Below are 17,932 nucleotides of genomic sequence, written 5' to 3'. Positions count from 1 at the left end.
CTGCGGGTACCCGATGAGGGCACCCGCAGCCGCCCTGCTTTTACAGGTACTGACCGGTGTTCGCCACCGTGTCGATGGAGCGGCCGGTGTCCGCGCCCTGCTTTCCGGTGATGAGGGTGCGGATGTAGACGATCCGTTCGCCCTTCTTTCCGGAGATGCGGGCCCAGTCGTCGGGGTTGGTGGTGTTGGGGAGGTCTTCGTTCTCCTTGAACTCGTCCACGCAGGCCTGGAGGAGGTGGGAGACGCGGAGGCCCTTCTGGGTCTTTTCGAGGAAGTCCTTGATCGCCATCTTTTTTGCGCGTCCGACGATGTTCTCGATCATGGCGCCGGAGTTGAAGTCCTTGAAGTAGAGGACTTCCTTGTCGCCGTTGGCGTAGGTGACTTCCAGGAAGCGGTTTTCCTCGGATTCGGCGTACATCTGCTCGACCGCCGTCTGGATCATGCTCTGGACGGTGGTGGCCTTGTCGCCGCCGTGCTCGCTGAGGTCGTCGGCGTGCAGCGGGAGGCGTTCGGTGAGGTACTTGCCGAAGATGTCCTTGGCGGCTTCGGCGTCGGGGCGCTCGATCTTGATCTTCACGTCGAGGCGGCCGGGGCGCAGGATGGCGGGGTCGATCATGTCCTCGCGGTTGGAGGCACCGATGACGACCACGTTCTGCAGGCCTTCGACGCCGTCGATCTCGGCGAGGAGCTGGGGAACGATGGTGTTTTCCACGTCGGAGCTGACGCCGGAGCCGCGGGTGCGGAAGAGGGATTCCATCTCGTCGAAGAAGACGATGACGGGAGTGCCCTCGCTGGCCTTCTCGCGGGCTCGCTGGAAGACGAGGCGGATCTGCCGCTCGGTCTCGCCGACGTATTTGTTGAGGAGCTCGGGGCCCTTGATGTTGAGGAAGAAGCTCTTGCCGGCGGCCTGGCCGGTGACCTCGGCGACCTTTTTGGCCAGCGAGTTCGCGACGGCCTTGGCGATGAGTGTCTTTCCGCAGCCGGGGGGGCCGTAGAGCAGGACGCCCTTGGGCGGGCGCAGCTCGTGCTCCTTGAAGAGGTCGGGGTAGAGGTAGGGCAGCTCGACGGCGTCGCGGATGGCTTCGATCTGGTTGCCGAGGCCGCCGATCTGTTCGTAGCCGATGTCGGGGACTTCTTCGAGGACGAGTTCTTCGACCTCGCTCTTGGGGACGACCTCGTAGACGTAGCCGGAGCGGGGTTCGAGCAGGAGGGCGTCGCCGGGGCGGATGGTGACGTCCAGCAGCGGCTCGGCGAGCCGTACCACCCGCTCCTCGTCGGTGTGGCCCAGTACGAGGGCGCGTTCGCCGTCCTCGAGGATCTCCTTGAGGGTGACGATGTCGCCGACGCGCTCGTACTCCATGGCTTCGACCACGTTGAGCGCTTCGTTGAGCATGACTTCCTGGCCGCGCCTGAGGTCGTCGAGGTCGACGCTGGGGCTGACGTTCACGCGGAGCTTGCGGCCGCCGGTGAAGATGTCTGCGGTGCCGTCCTCGTTGGCCTGCAGGAAGACGCCGAAGCCGGCGGGCGGCTGGGCGAGCCGGTCGACCTCTTCCTTGAGGGCCACGATCTGGTCGCGGGCCTCGCGGAGGGTGTTGGCCAGCCGTTCGTTCTGGGCGGACACGCCGGCCAGGTTCGTCTGCAGCTCGACGATCCGCTCTTCGAGAATCCTCGTGTGTCGCGGAGAGTCGGCGAGCTTGCGTCGCAGGACGGCGATCTCCTGCTCAAGGTAGGCGATCTGCCCGGCCGGGTCGTCGGACCCTCGTCCCGGGCGGATGCCGCGGTTCATGTCGTCGTCGTGGGCTGCCACGGTCCTCACCTCCTCCAAGGGGAGCTGGACGCTTCCAGACCCTACCTGGGTGGGTGTCGATTGAAACCCCTAGATCACCAAGACTGTCAAGGTGTGTCGTCGGTCACCCGGTGCGCTCTCCCTCGCACGGAGGGGATACCCACTCAACGTGATGGGGAAGCAGCTTGTTCCGGGCATTGCGTGGTCAAAACCCTTCAGGACTGGCTGGAGTTGTCGGGCCGGGCTGGTGGGGCCTGTTCGCGGGCAGCACGGGGGGCGCTCGCACGATCGTTACGCAGAGCGACGGTTCGGTCGGTTGGTGTCACGGTCGGGGCGGCTGGAAGTGGTGGGTGTCGGGGCGGGGGCGGCGTTGTTCTGGTCGGGCGCTGCTACCCGAGGGGGAGGAGAGGGAAACCCGTGGCGGTGGAGCGTGGGTGGATTGCGGGCGGGGGTAGGGTCGGGGGTGTTCAACAGCCGCTGGTGCGGACCCGGCTGGCCCGTGCGGTGCCGGTTCCGCCCGGCGATTCGACGGCAGGAGAGGTGACCGTGCAGCAGGAGGCCCCGGGCGGGGAGGCGCTGGAGGTCTGGATCGATCAGGATCTGTGTACCGGTGACGGGATCTGCGCCCAGTACGCCCCTGAGGTGTTCGAGCTGGACATCGACGGGCTGGCCTATGTGAAGGGCGCGGACGAGGAGCTGCTGCAGGTCGCGGGGGCGACGGTGCCGGTGCCGTTGCCGCTGCTGGCGGATGTGGTGGATTCGGCGAAGGAGTGCCCCGGCGAGTGCATTCATGTGCGCCGGGTCGCGGACAAGGTCGAGGTGTACGGGCCCGACGCGGAGTGAGTCCGGGTCGGGCCCGGCGTCAGACGCTGTCGGTGTCGGCGGGGGTGGAGCGGACGAACGCGCTGCCGTTCCAGTGCCATTTGACCGGGGTCCTCAGGTCGGGGCAGCAGTTGGGGACGGCGTCGGAGGAGTAACCGAGGAGGGTGGCGCCGACGGTCCGGGTGCGGAGGGAGAAGTCGGTGACGGTGACCCGGTCCTTGGGGTCGACGAGGGTGGCGACGATGCGTGGTGTGCCGCCGTCGGTGGAGCGGGTGAGGACGTAGACGCCGTCGGGTGGGGTGCCCATGGCGGAGTCGCAGTGCACGACGGCGACGGTTTCCGGTTTGCCGTCGCCGTCGAGGTCTCCGGTGGCCTTCTTGGCGACTATGGCTTTGACGGGTCCGCACTGGAGGGGGAAGTCCACGCCGGTGGTGGTGGGCGGTGTCACGGCGGCGGGCGCGGATCGGGTGTGTGTGCCGGTGGCGGACGGGGCGGCCGTGGCCGATCCGGGCTGTACGACGGAGGAGAGGGCCACGACGCCGGCGACGGCTGTGGCGGTGGCGACCCAGTGGATGGGCCGGGCGTGGGTGTGGGCGAGCTCCGGAACGGCGGATTGCTGCACTAGGAGTGTCTCCCGTGAGGGCTGTGCCGGTGGGGTGGCCAGCATGGTGCCACACCTCACAGTGCGAGGGAACGGCGGGGTCGGGGATGTGCGCAGGCGGGGGGGCTCGCGGGTGGGGCGGGTGTCGGGTGCCAAGGGGTGGGTGTGCTGGTGTGGTGTCAACGTGCGGGCGCCGTGCCCCAGTTCCCGTGTGTTGCGGGGAACTCGGGCACGGCGCCCTTGCGTTGTGCGGTGTGCGTGGTCCTTGGTGGGGGCGTCAGCGGCCGGCGCCGCCGTCGGCGTTGGGTCCGGCGTAGTCCTCGCCGTAGGCGCCCTTGGCGGGGCGTCGGCGGCGCATGGGGGGCTCGACTCCGTCGGCGAGGCGGCGGGCGGTGAGCAGGAAGCCGGTGTGGCCGATCATGCGGTGGTCGGGTCGGACGGCCAGGCCCTCGATGTGCCAGTTGCGGATCATGGTCTCCCAGGCGGTCGGCTCGTTGAAGCAGCCGATCTCACGGATGGATTCCACGGTCCGGGCGAGCTGGGTGGTGGTGGCCACGTAGCAGCACAGGATGCCGCCGGGGACGAGCGCCTTGGAGACGGCCTCCAGGCATTCCCAGGGGGCGAGCATGTCGAGGATGACACGGTCGACGTCGGTGTCGGACAGGTTGTCCTGGAGGTCGCCGACGGTGAGCTGCCAGGCGGGGTGGGGGCCGCCGAAGTAGCGCTCGACGTTCTGCCGGGCGATGTCGGCGAAGTCCTCGCGGCGCTCGTAGGAGTGCAGCATGCCCTGGTCGCCGATGGCGCGCAGCAGGAAGCTGCTGAGCGAGCCGGAGCCGACGCCGGCTTCGACGACGCGTGCGCCGGGGAAGATGTCGGCGAAGGCGAGGATCTGCCCCGCGTCCTTCGGGTAGACGACGGCTGCCCCGCGGGGCATGGACAGGACGTAGTCGGGGAGCAGGGGGCGCAGCGCGAGGTAGGCGACGTTGCCGGTGGTGCGGACAACGCTGCCCTCGGGAGCGCCGATCAGTTCGTCGTGCGGGAAGGAGCCCTTGTGGGTGTGGAAGTTCTTCCCGGCTTCGAGCGTGAACGTGTAGTGGCGGCCCTTGGGGTCGGTCAGCTGTACCTGGTCCCCGACCTTGAAGGGCCCGCGCCTGCGGGCGGCACCGGTCGGTTCGGACATGTGACCAGACTACCGGCAGCGGCGGGGGCCGCCGACCACTAGGCGGGCGGGCGGGCCATGGCCTTCACGAAGGCGCGTTCGACGTCCGCTGCCGAGAGCACCCCGAAGATCTCGCCGGTTTCCTCGATCACGAGGTACTCGGTGGCCGGGGTGGCGCGCAGCACGTCGAGGAGTTCTTCTCCGGCGAGCTCGGCGGACACGCGCATGCCGTCGGTGAGGTCCTGGGCGAGGCCGCTGACGGGGACCCAGGGGCGGCGGTGTTCGGGTACGCCGACGATGGCGGACTCGCGGACCAGGGAGAGGGGGTTGCCGTGGGCGTCGACGACGACCAGGGCGCGGGCCCCGGCGGCGTTGGCGCGGCGCAGGGCTTCGGAGAGCGGGGTGTCGGTCTGGACGGGTACGGCGCGCCGGGTGAGGGTGCGGGCGCGCAGTTCGGGGAGGTGTTCGCGCAGGCGGGCCATGCGCAGGCTGTTGCCGGCGCCGGTCCAGATGATCGCGGCGAGGATGGCGGCGAGCAGGGCGTCGGTGACGGTGTCCATGCCGCCGGTGTCGGTGCTGTCGCCGCCGAGGGCGCCGGACTGGTTGAGCAGGGGCAGGCCGATCAGGACGGTAACGGCGAGGGCGCGGCCGACCCAGGCGGCGGCGATGGTGCCGCTCATGGGTTTGCCGGTGATTTTCCAGACGACGGCGCGGAGCATGCGGCCGCCGTCGAGGGGAAGGCCGGGGAGGAGGTTGAAGATCGCCACGATGAGGTTGGAGATCATCAGGCCGGCGAGCAGGACGCCGGGGACGGTGCCGGGCTCGACGGGTTTCATGGCGAGGTAGAACAGCCCGGCGAGGACGAGGGAGAGCAGCGGCCCGACGAAGGCGAGGACGAATTCCCGGCCTGGGGTCTCGGCCTCCTTCTCGATTTCGGAGACGCCGCCGAAGAACTGCAGCTGGATGCGGCGGACGGGGAGATCGAAGCGGATCGCGGCGACCGTGTGGGCCAGTTCGTGGACCAGGACGGAGGCGTAGAAGGCGACGGCGAAGAACAGGGAGACCAGGTAGCGGGCGGCGCCCAGCTCGGGCAGCACGCGGTCGAGCTGGCCGCCGAAGACCCAGGTGATCAGGGCGGCGACGAGGAACCAGCTCGGCGCGACGTACACCGGGACGCCGAACGGCCGGCCCATGAGGATGCCTCCGCCGGGTTCCTTGGGCCGCGGCTGCGGCGGCTCGCCCTTGGCGATGCCGGAGTGGGCGAGGGACCTGTGCTCGTGGTGCGGGTCGCGCGGGGTGCCGGCGCCGGGGGCTGGGGCGTCCTCGGGGCGGGTGCTGTCCGTGCCGCTGGTGTGGCCGGTCGTGGTGCCGGGCGCGGTACCGCCGCTGGTGCCGGTGGCCTCCGGGGCGTCGGCAGGCCTGTGGGCGTCCGCGTCGGCGTCGGTGCCGGGGGTGTCCCCGGTGGTGTGGGCGGGGTCCGGGAGCGCCGGTCGGTCGGCCGCGTCGCGGGTGGTCTCGGGGTCGGGGGCGGCGGCTCGGGGTGCCGGGGGTTGTTGGGGCTCCGGGCCGGCGGGGTGGGCGGGGCCGGTCGTCGGGGCCGTTGGACCCGCGGGGTGCTCGGCCGGCTCGTCGTTGCCGGACCGCGGCTGCCCGCTCCCGCCGCTCACGTCCACGGTGTCCCCTCGTTCGAAGCGTCTTCCGCACCTGCCGGACGGAAGGGTCTGTGGTCGATGGTATGCGGCCGTGGCGGCGCGTTTCGCCCCGGCACCCCTTGTGTTTGCCCCGCGGTCGCGCGGCGGGGGCGGGCCGCGGCTGGGTGACTGTCAGTGGTGGGCCGTAAGGTCTGTGGGCATGGACAGCAGCATCGAGGACGAGGGAGCCCGGTCGGGCCGCGCCGAGCAGACGGATCCGGGCGAGGTGCCGCGACCGACACCCATGACGGCTCCGCCGGCGCCGATCCCCTCGACGGCTGTGCAGCCGACCGACGCCTCCCCCGCTCCCGAGGCGCCCCCCTCTGCCGGTGCGGCACTCGAGCCGGAGGCAGCTGGGGCAACCGCTCCCGAGGCAGCCGGCCTTGCCGAGGCTCCGGCTCCCGAGGCACACCCCGCTTCCGGCGCGGCACTCGAGCCGGAGGCAGCCGGGGCGGCCGTACGGGAAGCCGCTCCCCAGGCAGCCCCCGCTCTCCAGGCAGCCGCCCTCCCCGAAGCGCCCGTCGGCCCCGGGGCGCCCCCTGCCGCCGGTGCCGTGCTCGCGCCGGAGGCAGCCGGGGCGGACGCGCCCGCAGAGGCTTCCGGTGCGGCCGGCTCGCCAGGTGTGTCCGGGCTTCGCGAGGTCGTCGCTGTCGAGGCTCCCGTTTCCGGGGGGCCGGCCGAGCCGGGTGCGGTCGTGGCCATCGGGCCGGGAGCCGGTGTTGAGCGTGTCGCGGTTGCTCCGACGTCGCTGTCGCCTTCCCGGGCCGGCGATTTCATGCAGTGTCCGCTGTTGTACCGGTTCCGGGTGATCGACCGGCTGCCGGAGAAGCCGAGTGCGGCGGCGACACGGGGCACGCTGGTGCACGCGGTGCTGGAGCGGCTGTTCGACGCGCCGGCGGCGGAGCGGACCGCGCCGCGGGCCAAGGCGCTGATCCCGGGTCAGTGGGACCGGCTGCGGGAGAGCAGGCCGGAGGTCATGGAGCTGTTCGCCGACGACCCGGAGGGTGAGCGGCTGGCGGGGTGGCTGGCGGAGGCCGAGCGGCTGGTCGAGCGCTGGTTCACGCTGGAGGATCCGACACGGCTGGAGCCCGCCGAGCGGGAGCTGTTCGTGGAGGCCGAGCTGGAGTCGGGGCTGCGGCTGCGCGGGATCATCGACCGGGTGGATGTGGCACCGACCGGTGAGGTGCGGATCGTCGACTACAAGACGGGGAAGGCGCCGAGGCCGGAGTACTCGGAGGGGGCGTTGTTCCAGATGAAGTTCTACGCCCTGGTGGTGTGGCGGTTGAAGCGGGTCGTGCCGCGCCGGCTCCAGCTGGTCTATCTCGGGAGCGGGGACGTGCTGACGTACGACCCGGTCCTCGCCGATCTGGAACGGGTCGAGCGCAAGCTGCACGCGCTGTGGGAGGCCATCAGGCAGGCCACGGAGACCGGGGAGTGGCGGCCGCGGCCGACCAAGTTGTGCGGCTGGTGCGACCATCAGGCGCACTGCCCGGAGTTCGGCGGCACTCCCCCGCCGTATCCGCTGCCGGTGCGGGCGGCCGAGTCCGGGACGGTGTGAGGCGGCGAAGTCGGGCAGGGCAGAATGGGCCGGGACTAGCGAAGGAGTGTCACGTGGCCATCCGTGTCCTACTGGTCGACGACCAGCCCCTGCTGCGTACGGGTTTCCGGATGATCCTGGAGGCCGAGCAGGACATCGCGGTCGTGGGCGAGGCCGGTGACGGCTTGCAGGCCCTCGATCAGGTACGGGCCCTGCAGCCGGACGTCGTGCTGATGGACATCCGTATGCCGCGGATGGACGGGGTGGAGGCGACCCGGCAGATCACCGGGCCGGACCGGTCCGGTCCGGCGAAGGTGCTGGTGCTGACCACGTTCGATCTGGACGAGTACGTGGTGGAGGCGCTGCGGGCCGGGGCCAGCGGCTTCCTGCTGAAGGACGCGCCCGCCAACGAACTGGTGCAGGCGATCCGTGTGGTGGCGGCCGGTGAGGCGATGCTGGCGCCGAGCATCACGCGCCGGCTGCTGGACAAGTACGCCACGCATCTGCCCTCCGGTGAGGAGCCGGTGCCGGACACGCTGAACACCCTCACCGACCGTGAGGTGGAGGTGCTGAAGCTGGTGGCGCGGGGCCTGTCGAACGCGGAGATCGCCGCCGACCTGTTCGTCAGCGAGACCACCGTGAAGACGCACGTGGGGCATGTGCTGACGAAGCTGGGCCTGAGGGACCGGGTGCAGGCGGCGGTGTACGCGTACGAGAGCGGCCTGGTGCGTCCCGGCGCGCAGTAGGCGGGCGGTCCGCTACGACGCCGAAGGGCGCCCTTCCCGCGTGGGGAAGGGCGCCCTCTGCGTCCGCGGCCTTTGGTCCACGGCGGCGTCAGCAGGTGTCAGCTCTTGCTGAGTTCCCAGAACCGGAACACGGTGGAGGCGTCGAGGCAGTACTCCAGGCCGTAGACGCCGTCGCGGACGACCGCGTACTGCTTGGCCTGCCACACGGGCAGGACGGGCAGTTCGGCGGCGACGATGTTCTGCAGCCGCCCGAAGTCCTTGTCGGTGGCGGCCCGGTCGCTCTGCGCGGCGGTGTCGGGGATGAGGGTGCCGGAGATGGTGCGGTTGGTGTAGTTGTTGTCCAGCACGTTGCCCTTGCCGAAGAACGGCGCCGTGAAGTTGTCGGCGTCCGGGTAGTCGGGCACCCAGCCCTTGACGTAGACGCCGTACTTGCCGGCGGCGATGTCCTTCTCGTACTGGTCGAAGGCGACGGACTTGACGTCGGCGTCGAACAGGCCGCTGGCGTTGAGCTGTCCGGCGATGGCCTTCAGTTCCTCGTCGGTGGCGGGGCCGTAGCGCGACGGCGTGGACCACAGGGTGAGCTTGACCTTGCCGGTGATGCCGTCGGCGCGCAGTGCGGCGGCGGCCTTGGTCCGGGAGGGGCGGGCGCCGTAGGTGTCGAAGAAGGCGGTGTTGTGGCCGACGATGCCCGCCGGGATGATCGAGTACAGCGGGGTGGCGGTGCCCTGGTAGACGTTCTTGATGAGGGCGTCGCGGTCGATGAGGTAGGCCATGGCCTTGCGGACGCCGAGCTTTCCGGCGACCGGGTCGTGCATGTTGAAGACCAGGTGCTGGACTTCGGCGCTGCTGCCCTCGATGACGTCGACGCCCTTGCTGTCGTCCTGCTGGTCGAGGCCGGCGACGTCGGAGGCGGACAGGCCTCGGTAGGCGAGGTCGATGTCGCCGTCGGTCAGGGCCTTCTTCAGGGCGGTGCGGTCACCGTGGAAGAACTTCAGGGTGACGCCGGAGTTCTTGACCTTGGCGGTGCCCTTGTAGTTGCCGTTGACGGAGAAGACCGCCTGGTCCTTGTCGAGGGAGTCCAGCTTGTAGGGGCCCGAGCCGACGGCCTGGTGGTCGGTGCGCAGGCCGTGCGCGTCGTACTGGCGGTGGTCCACGATGGAGCCGGCGCCGGAGGCGAGCTTGCTGGGGAAGGTGGCGTCGGAGGACTTCAGGTGGAAGACGACCGTCTTCGCGTCCGGGGTGTCGATGCCGCCGAGCATCGGGAACATGATCGCGGGCCCCGCGGAGTCGTTGATCTTCAGCATGCGGTCGAAGGAGAACTTCACGTCCTTCGAGGTGAGGGCGTCACCGTTGCTGAATTTCAGGCCGTCCTTGAGTTCGCACCGGTACTCCGTGGCGCGTGAGTCGGTGAAGGAGCACTCCTTCGCCAGTTCCGGCTGGGGTTGGGTCGCGCCCTTGGGGAAGCTGAGCAGCGACTGGAAGACGTTGTCGAACAACAGCCAGGAGCCGGGGTCGTAGCCGGACGCCGGGTCCGTGGCGAGGACGTCGTCGGACATCCCCATCACCACGGAGGAGCCGGTACCCCCGGAATCACCGGTCTCCGAGCCGCAGCCGGTCAACAGGCCGGAGGCCAGCCCCGCCACGATGGGCAGGACTGGCCACTGGGTGCGCATGTTCACTTGAAATGTGCCTTGTCGTCGGTTCGTCATCCCGGGGCCGCCGTCCTGGTCCCGGGTTGTCCGGGGCAGCCGTCCCTGGCCCCCGGATGAGAGAGCCGTCAGCCGCTCACACCGCGGCCGAGCTCCCACAGCTGGAGTGTCGAGGAGGAGTTCAGGGCGTAGGCGACACCGGTGATGTCGTCCCGCGCGGCGACGTACTGCTTGCCCTGCCACAGCGGCAGGACGGGGACGTCGTCGGCGACGATGTCCTGGATCTGCGTCAGGCTCTTGGCCGCGTTGAGCCGGTTGGCGTCGCGGCGGGCCTGGGGGATCAGAGTGTGCTGGATGGTGCCGTTGGAGTACGGCGAGCCGAGGAAGTTGTCCTTGTCGAGGAAGGGCGCGAGGAAGTTGTCGGCGTCGGGGAAGTCGGGGAACCAGCCCATGCCGTAGACGTCGTACTGGTCCTTGCGCTCCGCCGGGCGGAAGGTGTCCCAGGCGTGGCCCTGGATGGAGGCGTCGAACAGGCCGCTGTTGTTGAGCTGCTGCTGCAGGACCTCGAACTCCTTCTTCGTGGCGGAGCCGTAGTGGTCGGTGGTGTAGTGCAGGGTCAGCTTCACCGGGGTGGTGATGCCGGCCCTGGTCAGCAGGTCCTTGGCCTTGGCGACGCTGGGGTTGCCGTACTTGTTGAAGAACGAGTTGGAGTGGCCGGTGACGGTGGCCGGGACCAGCGAGTACAGCGGCTCGGCCTGGGTGCCGTAGACCTTGGACACGAGGGCCGCCCGGTCGATGAGCTGGGCCATGGCCTGGCGTACGGCCTTGGACTTCACCGTCGGCGCGTTGGTGTTGAAGGCCAGGTAGCGGATCTCCAGGCCGGGCATGTCGACCAGGTCGGCCTTGTCGTCGTTGCCGGCGTCCAGTTTCTGGATCTGGTCGGGCGACATGGTGCGGGTCATGACGTCGATGTCACCCTTGTCGATGGCGGCGCTCATGGCGTCGGCGTCGCTGAAGGAACGCAGTTCGACCTTGTCGTTGTTCACCGTCACCGCACCCTTGTAGGTGGGGTTCTTGGTGAAGGTGGCGGTGGTCATCGCGTTGCCGCTGACGTCGGCCTGGAAGCTGTAGGGGCCCGAGCCGTCGACCTCGAAGCCGGCGCGCAGCTTGTCCTTCTGGTAGTCCTTCGGGTTGATGATGCCCGCGACCGGGGTGGACAGCTTGTACGGGAACGTGGCGTCGGCCGTCTTGAGGTGGAAGATGACCTCGCGGTCGCCCTGGGTCTCGATGGTGTCGATGGTGTTCAGCAGGGCGGACACGCCGCTGTCGGCCTTGATGCGCAGGGCGCGCTCGATGGAGAACTTGACGTCCTGGGCGGTCACCGGGTCGCCGCTCGCGAACTTCAGGCCGTCGCGGAGCTTGCACGCGTAGCGTTCGCTGCCGCTGTCGGTGAAGGAGCAGCTCTCGGCGGCGTCCGGGATGGGGTCGCCCTCGCCCTTGGGCTGCGCCATCAGCGTCTGCACGGTCTGGCGCAGGATGTTCCAGGTGCCGACGTCGTAGGCGTAGGCGGGGTCGAGGGGCGCCGGGGCGTCGCTGGTGGCGGTGAACCGGTCCGTGGTGCCGACGACGATGGCGTCGCCGCTCTTGCTCCCGCTGTCGGATCCGCCGCACGCGGCGAGAACCGGGGTGAGCAGGCCGGCCACCGCCGGCAGCACCAAAGTCTTGCGGTTCATCGGGGGGTTTCTCCAGAGCTGTTCGAGTCCGTGTATCCGGCATGCATGGGTGGTGCGGCGGATCACGGGGGGTTGCGGCGATGTTCTCGCGACGAGATTAGTCCGCGCCCGTAGGAGGGTTCACAGCCGCGTGAGTTGACCTGCCATCACGCAGTGAAACCGGTTGCGGACACACTGAAAACCCGACAGCGGCAGGATTAGTGCAGCTTCCCCCCAATCGGGACACAAGGACCCGGTGGTCCAGCCCGGACAGGGGCGATCAGCACACTTGGTCCGAGTTGTCGAGGCCCTTGGGGGTGGGGAACGTCACACTTCCAACTGTGCGGTGAGTCAGCAGAATTCGGCCGTACGGCCGGCCCGGAATTCCACTTGGGTGTACTTCCCTGGAAATTTGTCCAGGCGGGCCAATGGACATGACACCCCGGAACTCTTCGAGCCCGGGGGTACCCCCAGTGAACGGCTAGCGCATTTCCGTCATCAGGTCGCGCAGAAATGCCAGGTCGACCTCTTCCAGGGAGGTCACGACGGTGCGTCCCTCGGCGGGGGTGATGGGGGCGACGGAGGGCACGGCGACCACGCGGCAGCCCGCGGCCTCGGCGGCGGCGACACCGGTCGCGGTGTCCTCGACCACCGCGCATCTGTCCGGCTCCGCGCCGAGCCCGGCGGCGGCGAGCAGGTAGGGGTCGGGGAAGGGCTTGGTCCGCGAGACCTCGTCGCCGGCGATGGACAGGGCGAAGTGGTGCGGGCCGAGCACGCCCAGCACGCGGTCGATGATGCGCCGGTGGGAGGCCGAGACCAGGGCCGTGGGGATGGCGTGCTCGTGGAGTTCGGCCAGCAGGCGGGCGGCGCCCGGCATCAGCGGCAGGCCACGGTCGATGCGGTCCTCGAAGCCCTCGTTGAGCAGCACGGTGAGCTCGGCGAGGGTGATGTCGGCACCGGTGGCCTCGAGGAGGAAGCCCGCGCTGCGGGTCATGGGCCCGCCGACGACGACGTGCCGCCAGGAGTCGTCCAGGGGGTGGCCGAGGCCGGCGAAGATCTCGGCCTCGACGTCCCACCAGAAGCCCTCGGTGTCCACCAGGGTGCCGTCCATGTCGAGGAGCACGGCCTGCAGGGTTGAGCCTTCCGCCGTACGGGTTCCGAGCGCGGGGACCGTGCTGGTCATCCGGGCGCACCTCCTTGAGGGACGAGCAGGCCGGTTCCCGGACAGGGAACCGGCCTGTAGTGGGCCGACAAGTGTACGCCGCCGACACCGGAAACGCCTCGTTTATCACTCACGACATGGGGTATCCCCTTGAACACCTCCGGCACAGGCCAGAGGGCCTTCGGCGTGCCCGCTGTGCGGGGGCCGGACGTGAGGACGGCGGGTGGGCCGCACGGCCCGACCGGAACGGCGGGCGGGCGCCGGCCGCCCCCGGAGGGCTCACCGGGCGTTGAAGTACTTCGCCTCCGGGTGGTGGATCACGATCGCGTCCGTGGACTGCTCGGGGTGCAACTGGAACTCCTCGGACAGGTGGACGCCGATCCGCTCGGGCCGGAGCAGGTCAGCGATCTTGGCGCGGTCCTCCAGGTCGGGGCAGGCGCCGTAGCCCAGGGAGAAGCGGGCACCCCGGTACTTCAGGGCGAACATGTCCTCGATGTCGGCCGGGTCCTCACCGGCGAAGCCGAGTTCGGAGCGGACCCGGGCGTGCCAGTACTCGGCGAGGGCCTCGGCCAACTGGACGGACAGGCCGTGCAGTTCCAGGTAGTCGCGGTAGGAGTTGGCCTCGAAGAGCTTCGCGGTCTCCTCGCCGATGCGCGAGCCGACGGTGACGACCTGGAGGCCGACGACGTCGGTCTCCCCCGACTCCTGCGGGCGGAAGAAGTCGGCCAGGCACAGCCGGCGGCCGCGGCGCTGGCGCGGGAAGGTGAACCGGGTGCGTTCGTTGCCGTGCTCGTCCAGGATGATCAGGTCGTCGTCCTTGGAGACGCAGGGGAAGTAGCCGTAGACGACGGCCGCTTCGAGCAGGTTCTCCGTCTGCAGCCGGTCCAGGAGGCCGCGCAGCCGGGGCCGGCCCTCGGTCTCCACCAGTTCCTCGTACGACGGTCCCTCGCCGGTACGGGCCTGCTTCAGCCCCCACTGGCCCTTGAACAGCGCGCCCTCGTCCAGCCAGCTCGCGTACTCCTTGAGCTGGATGCCCTTGACGATCCGGGTGTCCCAGAACGGCGGGGTCGGCACCGGGTTGTCGGTGGCGACGTCGGATCGGACGTGCCCCTCCTCCGGGCGCTCCTCGACCACGGCGGCAGCCGAAGCACGGACCCGGCGCTGCCTGAGTTCGGGCAGCTTGGCGCCGGGCAGGCCGCGCTTGACGCCGATGAGGGCGTCCATCAGACGCAGGCCCTCGAAGGCGTCGCGGGCGTAGCGGACTTCGCCCCCGTAGATCTCGTGCAGGTCCTGTTCGACATAGGCACGGGTCAGGGCGGCGCCGCCGAGGATGACCGGGAAGCGGGCGGCCAGGCCGCGCTGGTTCAGCTCCTCCAGGTTCTCCTTCATGATCACGGTGGACTTCACCAGCAGACCGGACATGCCGATGACGTCGGCCCGGTGCTCCTCGGCGGCTTCCAGGATCGCGGAGACGGGCTGCTTGATGCCGAGGTTGACGACGTTGTAGCCGTTGTTGGACAGGATGATGTCGACGAGGTTCTTGCCGATGTCGTGCACGTCGCCGCGCACGGTCGCGAGGACGATGGTGCCCTTGCCCTCGGCGTCCGACTTCTCCATGTGCGGTTCGAGGTGGGCGACGGCCGCCTTCATGACCTCGGCGGACTGCAGGACGAACGGCAGCTGCATCTGGCCGGAGCCGAACAGGTCGCCGACGACCTTCATGCCGTCCAGGAGGGTTTCGTTGACGATGTCCAGGGCGGGCCGGTCCTGGAGGGCCTCGTCCAGGTCGGCTTCCAGGCCGTTGCGTTCGCCGTCGATGATGCGGCGCTTGAGGCGCTCCTCCAGCGGCAGCGCGGCCAGCTCCTCGGCCTTGCCGGCCTTGAGGGACTTCGCCGTGGCGCCCTCGAAGAGCTGCATGAGCTTCTGGAGGGGGTCGTAGCCCTCGCTGCGGCGGTCGTGGATCAGGTCGAGGGCCGTCTGCACCTCTTCCTCGGTGAACCGGGCGATCGGCAGGATCTTGGAGGCGTGGACGATCGCCGAGTCCAGGCCCGCCTTCACGCACTCGTCGAGGAAGACGGAGTTGAGCAGGATGCGGGCGGCCGGGTTGAGGCCGAAGGAGATGTTGGACAGGCCGAGGGTGGTCTGCACGGCGGGGTGGCGCCGCTTCAGCTCGCGGATGGCCTCGATGGTGGCGATGCCGTCCTTGCGGGACTCCTCCTGACCGGTGCAGATGGTGAAGGTCAGGGTGTCGATGAGGATGTCCTCCTCACGGATGCCCCAGTTCCCGGTCAGGTCGGCGATCAGCCGTTCGGCGATCTCGACCTTCTTCTCGGGGGTGCGGGCCTGGCCCTCCTCGTCGATGGTCAGCGCGATCAGGGCGGCGCCGTGCTCCTGGGCCAGCTGGGTGACCTTGGCGAAGCGGGAGTCGGGGCCGGCGCCGTCCTCGTAGTTCACGGAGTTGATCACCGCGCGGCCGCCGAGCTTCTCCAGGCCGGCCTGGAGGACGTCGACCTCGGTGGAGTCCAGCACGATCGGCAGGGTGGAGGCGGTGGCGAAGCGGCCGGCGAGTTCCTCCATGTCGGCGACACCGTCGCGGCCGACGTAGTCGACGCACAGGTCGAGCATGTGCGCGCCCTCGCGGATCTGCTCCCGTGCCATCTCCACGCAGTCGTCCCAGCGGCCCTGCAGCATGGCCTCGCGGAACTTCTTGGAGCCGTTGGCGTTGGTGCGCTCGCCGATGGCCAGGTAGGAGGTGTCCTGGCGGAACGGCACCGACTGGTAGAGCGACGCGGCCCCCGGCTCGGGGCGCGGGTCGCGGGCGGGCGGGGTGAGGTCCCGCACGCGCTCGACGACCTGGCGCAGGTGCTCGGGGGTGGTGCCGCAGCAGCCGCCGACGAGCGAGAGGCCGTACTCGCGGACGAAGGTCTCCTGGGCGTCGGCCAGCTCGGGCGCGGTCAGCGGGTAGTGGGCACCGTCCTTGCCGAGGACGGGCAGGCCCGCGTTGGGCATGCAGGACAGCGGGATGCGGGCGTTGCGGGCGAGGTAGCGCAGATGCTCGCTCATCTCGGCCGGGCCGGTGGCGCAGTTCAGGCCGATCATGTCGATGCCGAGCGGCTCCAGCGCGGTGAGCGCGGCGCCGATCTCGGAGCCGAGCAGCATGGTGCCGGTGGTCTCGACGGTCACGGAGACGATCACCGGCAGGTCGAGGCCGAGGGCCTCGAGGCCGCGGCGGGCGCCGAGGACGGCGGCCTTGGTCTGCAGCAGGTCCTGGGTGGTCTCCACGAGCAGCGCGTCGGCGCCGCCGGTGACCAGGCCCTCGGCGTTGCGCTGGTAGGCGTCGCGCAGGGTGGTGTACGGGGCGTGGCCGAGGGTCGGCAGCTTGGTGCCGGGGCCGATGGAGCCGAGGACCCAGCGGGGGCGGCCGTCCTTGGCGGTGAACTCGTCGGCGGCCTCGCGGGCGACCCGGGCGCCGGCCTCGGACAGCTCGTACACGCGGTCGGAGATGTCGTACTCGCCGAGGGCGGAGTGGTTGGCCCCGAAGGTGTTGGTCTCGACGCAGTCGACGCCCACGGCGAAGTACGCCTCGTGGACGGAGCGGACGATGTCGGGGCGGGTGAGGTTGAGGATCTCGTTGCAGCCCTCGAGCTGCTGGAAGTCCTCGAGGGTGGGTTCCTGGGCCTGGAGCATGGTGCCCATGGCTCCGTCGGCGACCACCACACGGGTGGCGAGCGCCTGGCGGAGCGCGGACGCACGGGTCCGGCTGTCGGCGGAAGGGGACGGTGGCAACGAGGCCATGAAGGGGCTCCCTAGATGCGACGGCTGTCGGCTATGCGGCTACCCCGGGGGGCGGGGATGCCGCACGGCGCCAGAGTAACCGGGAGTGGGCTTGGATGGGCAGCGGCGTCCACGGGCCGGACGCGGTGGCCCGTGTGCCACGGCCAGGTCACGTGTGATGTAACAGGTGCTGTCCGACCATTAGCGGGAGGTCGGCATGGACCGGTAGTGTTCGACATTGCCGAACGGCGGGTAACGGAACGTACGTCGGTGGACGACAGGCGTCGACACGGCGGACGGTATGACGGCGTTCGGCGGCAGTCGAAGGGGACGGAGGCAGGACGGCGATGGCACGGAACATCCAGTCGCTCGAACGGGCGGCCGCGATGCTGCGGCTGCTCGGCGGCGGCGAGCGACGGCTCGGCCTGTCGGACATCGCCTCGTCACTGGGTCTCGCCAAGGGCACCGCCCACGGCATTCTGCGCACCCTCCAGCAGGAGGGGTTCGTGGAGCAGGACGACGCCTCCGGGCGCTACCAGCTGGGCGCGGAACTGCTGCGCCTGGGCACCACCTATCTGGACGTGCACGAGCTGCGGGCGCGGGCCCTGGTGTGGACCGACGACCTGGCCCGGTCCAGCGGGGAGAGCGTCTACCTGGGGGTGCTGCACCAGCAGGGCGTACTGATCGTGCACCACGTCTTCCGGCCGGACGACAGCCGGCAGGTGCTGGAGATCGGTGCGATGCAGCCGTTGCACTCCACCGCGCTCGGCAAGGTGCTCTCGGCCTACGACCCGGTCGCGCACAGCGAGGCGCTGGAGGCCGACCGCAAGCCCTTCACCGACCGCACGGTGTGCGACATGGACGACTTCGAGCGCCTTCTCGACCTCATTCGCGCGCGGGGCTACGCCGCCGACGTGGAGGAGACCTGGGAGGGCGTGGCGTCCGTCGCCGCGCCCGTCCACGACCGGCGCCGCATGCCCGTGGGAGCGGTCGGCATCACCGGCGCCGTGGAACGGCTGTGCCGGGACGGCGGGCTGCGTCCCGAGCTGATCGCCGCGGTGCGCGACTGCGCCCGCGCGGTGTCCAGGGATCTGGGCGCGGGACGGTTCTGAGCGGCTGAGTACTCCCCTCGGGGCAACCGGGACGCCGGGCGGCGTTCCGGTTGTCGCCATACCCTGAAACGGGCATATAGGGGTAAACCCGTACGTCAGCGTGCGAAGAGTGATAACCGGCAGCGATCAATAACGATCCTGTTTTCGATAACAGAACCCTTGACGCATGCGTAACGCCGAA

At 69.9% G+C, this 17,932-nt stretch carries 12 protein-coding genes; 4 read left to right on the top strand and 8 right to left on the bottom strand.

Going from position 1 to position 17,932, the window contains the following annotated elements; translation table 11 throughout:
- Nucleotides 1-40 precede the first annotated feature (40 nt).
- Nucleotides 41-1,807: a proteasome ATPase gene (gene arc / locus ACWC94_RS27930; RefSeq protein ID WP_450799861.1), complete on the bottom strand. Its 1,767-nt coding sequence runs from the start codon at nucleotides 1,805-1,807 to the stop codon at nucleotides 41-43.
- A 519-nt stretch (nucleotides 1,808-2,326) separates the two neighbouring features.
- Here arc and ACWC94_RS27925 point away from each other — a divergent pair.
- Entirely contained in the window at nucleotides 2,327-2,629 is a 303-nt protein-coding gene (locus ACWC94_RS27925; RefSeq protein ID WP_450799860.1) for a ferredoxin, read from the top strand.
- A gap of 19 nt (nucleotides 2,630-2,648) precedes the next feature.
- On the opposite strand, the gene ACWC94_RS27920 is transcribed toward ACWC94_RS27925, so the two are convergent.
- From ACWC94_RS27920 to ACWC94_RS27910, 3 genes are all read right to left on the bottom strand, one after another.
- The gene (locus tag ACWC94_RS27920; RefSeq protein WP_450799998.1) at nucleotides 2,649-3,230 is read right to left on the bottom strand and encodes a hypothetical protein; all 582 of its coding nucleotides are present in this window, start codon (nucleotides 3,228-3,230) and stop codon (nucleotides 2,649-2,651) included.
- Nucleotides 3,231-3,486: 256 nt separating this feature from the next.
- Nucleotides 3,487-4,389, bottom strand: a complete 903-nt coding sequence (locus tag ACWC94_RS27915; protein WP_014671696.1) for a tRNA (adenine-N1)-methyltransferase — start codon at nucleotides 4,387-4,389, stop codon at nucleotides 3,487-3,489.
- Nucleotides 4,390-4,427: 38 nt separating this feature from the next.
- On the bottom strand, nucleotides 4,428-6,041 hold the full coding sequence (locus ACWC94_RS27910) for a site-2 protease family protein (protein ID WP_450799859.1): 1,614 nt from the start codon (nucleotides 6,039-6,041) through the stop codon (nucleotides 4,428-4,430).
- Between the two features lie 640 nt (nucleotides 6,042-6,681).
- On the opposite strand from ACWC94_RS27910, the gene ACWC94_RS27905 reads away from it, so the two are divergent.
- Complete coding sequence (locus ACWC94_RS27905; protein WP_450799997.1) at nucleotides 6,682-7,617, top strand: RecB family exonuclease; 936 nt, start codon at nucleotides 6,682-6,684, stop codon at nucleotides 7,615-7,617.
- Between the two features lie 53 nt (nucleotides 7,618-7,670).
- Nucleotides 7,671-8,342 (top strand): response regulator, encoded by a 672-nt coding sequence (locus tag ACWC94_RS27900; RefSeq protein ID WP_228618649.1) that lies wholly within the window; start codon nucleotides 7,671-7,673, stop codon nucleotides 8,340-8,342.
- Nucleotides 8,343-8,440: 98 nt separating this feature from the next.
- Here the strand turns inward: ACWC94_RS27900 and ACWC94_RS27895 are convergent, their stop codons facing one another.
- The 4 genes from ACWC94_RS27895 to metH form a co-directional block, all read right to left on the bottom strand.
- Nucleotides 8,441-10,021 carry an ABC transporter substrate-binding protein gene (locus tag ACWC94_RS27895; protein WP_450799858.1) on the bottom strand — a complete coding sequence of 527 codons (1,581 nt, stop codon included), beginning with the start codon at nucleotides 10,019-10,021 and terminating at the stop codon, nucleotides 8,441-8,443.
- 98 nt (nucleotides 10,022-10,119) lie between these two features.
- Nucleotides 10,120-11,724, bottom strand: a complete 1,605-nt coding sequence (locus tag ACWC94_RS27890) for an ABC transporter substrate-binding protein (RefSeq protein ID WP_450799856.1) — start codon at nucleotides 11,722-11,724, stop codon at nucleotides 10,120-10,122.
- Between the two features lie 460 nt (nucleotides 11,725-12,184).
- The gene (locus tag ACWC94_RS27885) at nucleotides 12,185-12,886 is read right to left on the bottom strand and encodes an HAD family hydrolase (protein ID WP_450799855.1); all 702 of its coding nucleotides are present in this window, start codon (nucleotides 12,884-12,886) and stop codon (nucleotides 12,185-12,187) included.
- A 258-nt stretch (nucleotides 12,887-13,144) separates the two neighbouring features.
- Nucleotides 13,145-16,660: a methionine synthase gene (gene metH / locus ACWC94_RS27880; protein WP_450799854.1), complete on the bottom strand. Its 3,516-nt coding sequence runs from the start codon at nucleotides 16,658-16,660 to the stop codon at nucleotides 13,145-13,147.
- Nucleotides 16,661-16,986: 326 nt separating this feature from the next.
- Here metH and ACWC94_RS27875 point away from each other — a divergent pair, with 326 nt between their 5' ends.
- Nucleotides 16,987-17,751, top strand: coding sequence for an IclR family transcriptional regulator (locus ACWC94_RS27875; RefSeq protein ID WP_450799853.1), 765 nt, complete (start codon nucleotides 16,987-16,989; stop codon nucleotides 17,749-17,751).
- Nucleotides 17,752-17,932: the final 181 nt, after the last annotated feature.

This window comes from Streptomyces sp. NPDC001135 (assembly GCF_053598395.1).
This window is presented reverse-complemented; position numbering and strand designations above follow the sequence as displayed.

Coding starts and splice junctions, on each gene's coding strand:
- ACWC94_RS27885 (WP_450799855.1), bottom strand. CDS start 12,886: ATGACCAGCACGGTCCCCGCGCTCGGAACCCGTACGGCGGAAGGCTCA.
- ACWC94_RS27915 (WP_014671696.1), bottom strand. CDS start 4,389: ATGTCCGAACCGACCGGTGCCGCCCGCAGGCGCGGGCCCTTCAAGGTC.
- metH (WP_450799854.1), bottom strand. CDS start 16,660: ATGGCCTCGTTGCCACCGTCCCCTTCCGCCGACAGCCGGACCCGTGCG.
- ACWC94_RS27875 (WP_450799853.1), top strand. CDS start 16,987: ATGGCACGGAACATCCAGTCGCTCGAACGGGCGGCCGCGATGCTGCGG.
- ACWC94_RS27890 (WP_450799856.1), bottom strand. CDS start 11,724: ATGAACCGCAAGACTTTGGTGCTGCCGGCGGTGGCCGGCCTGCTCACC.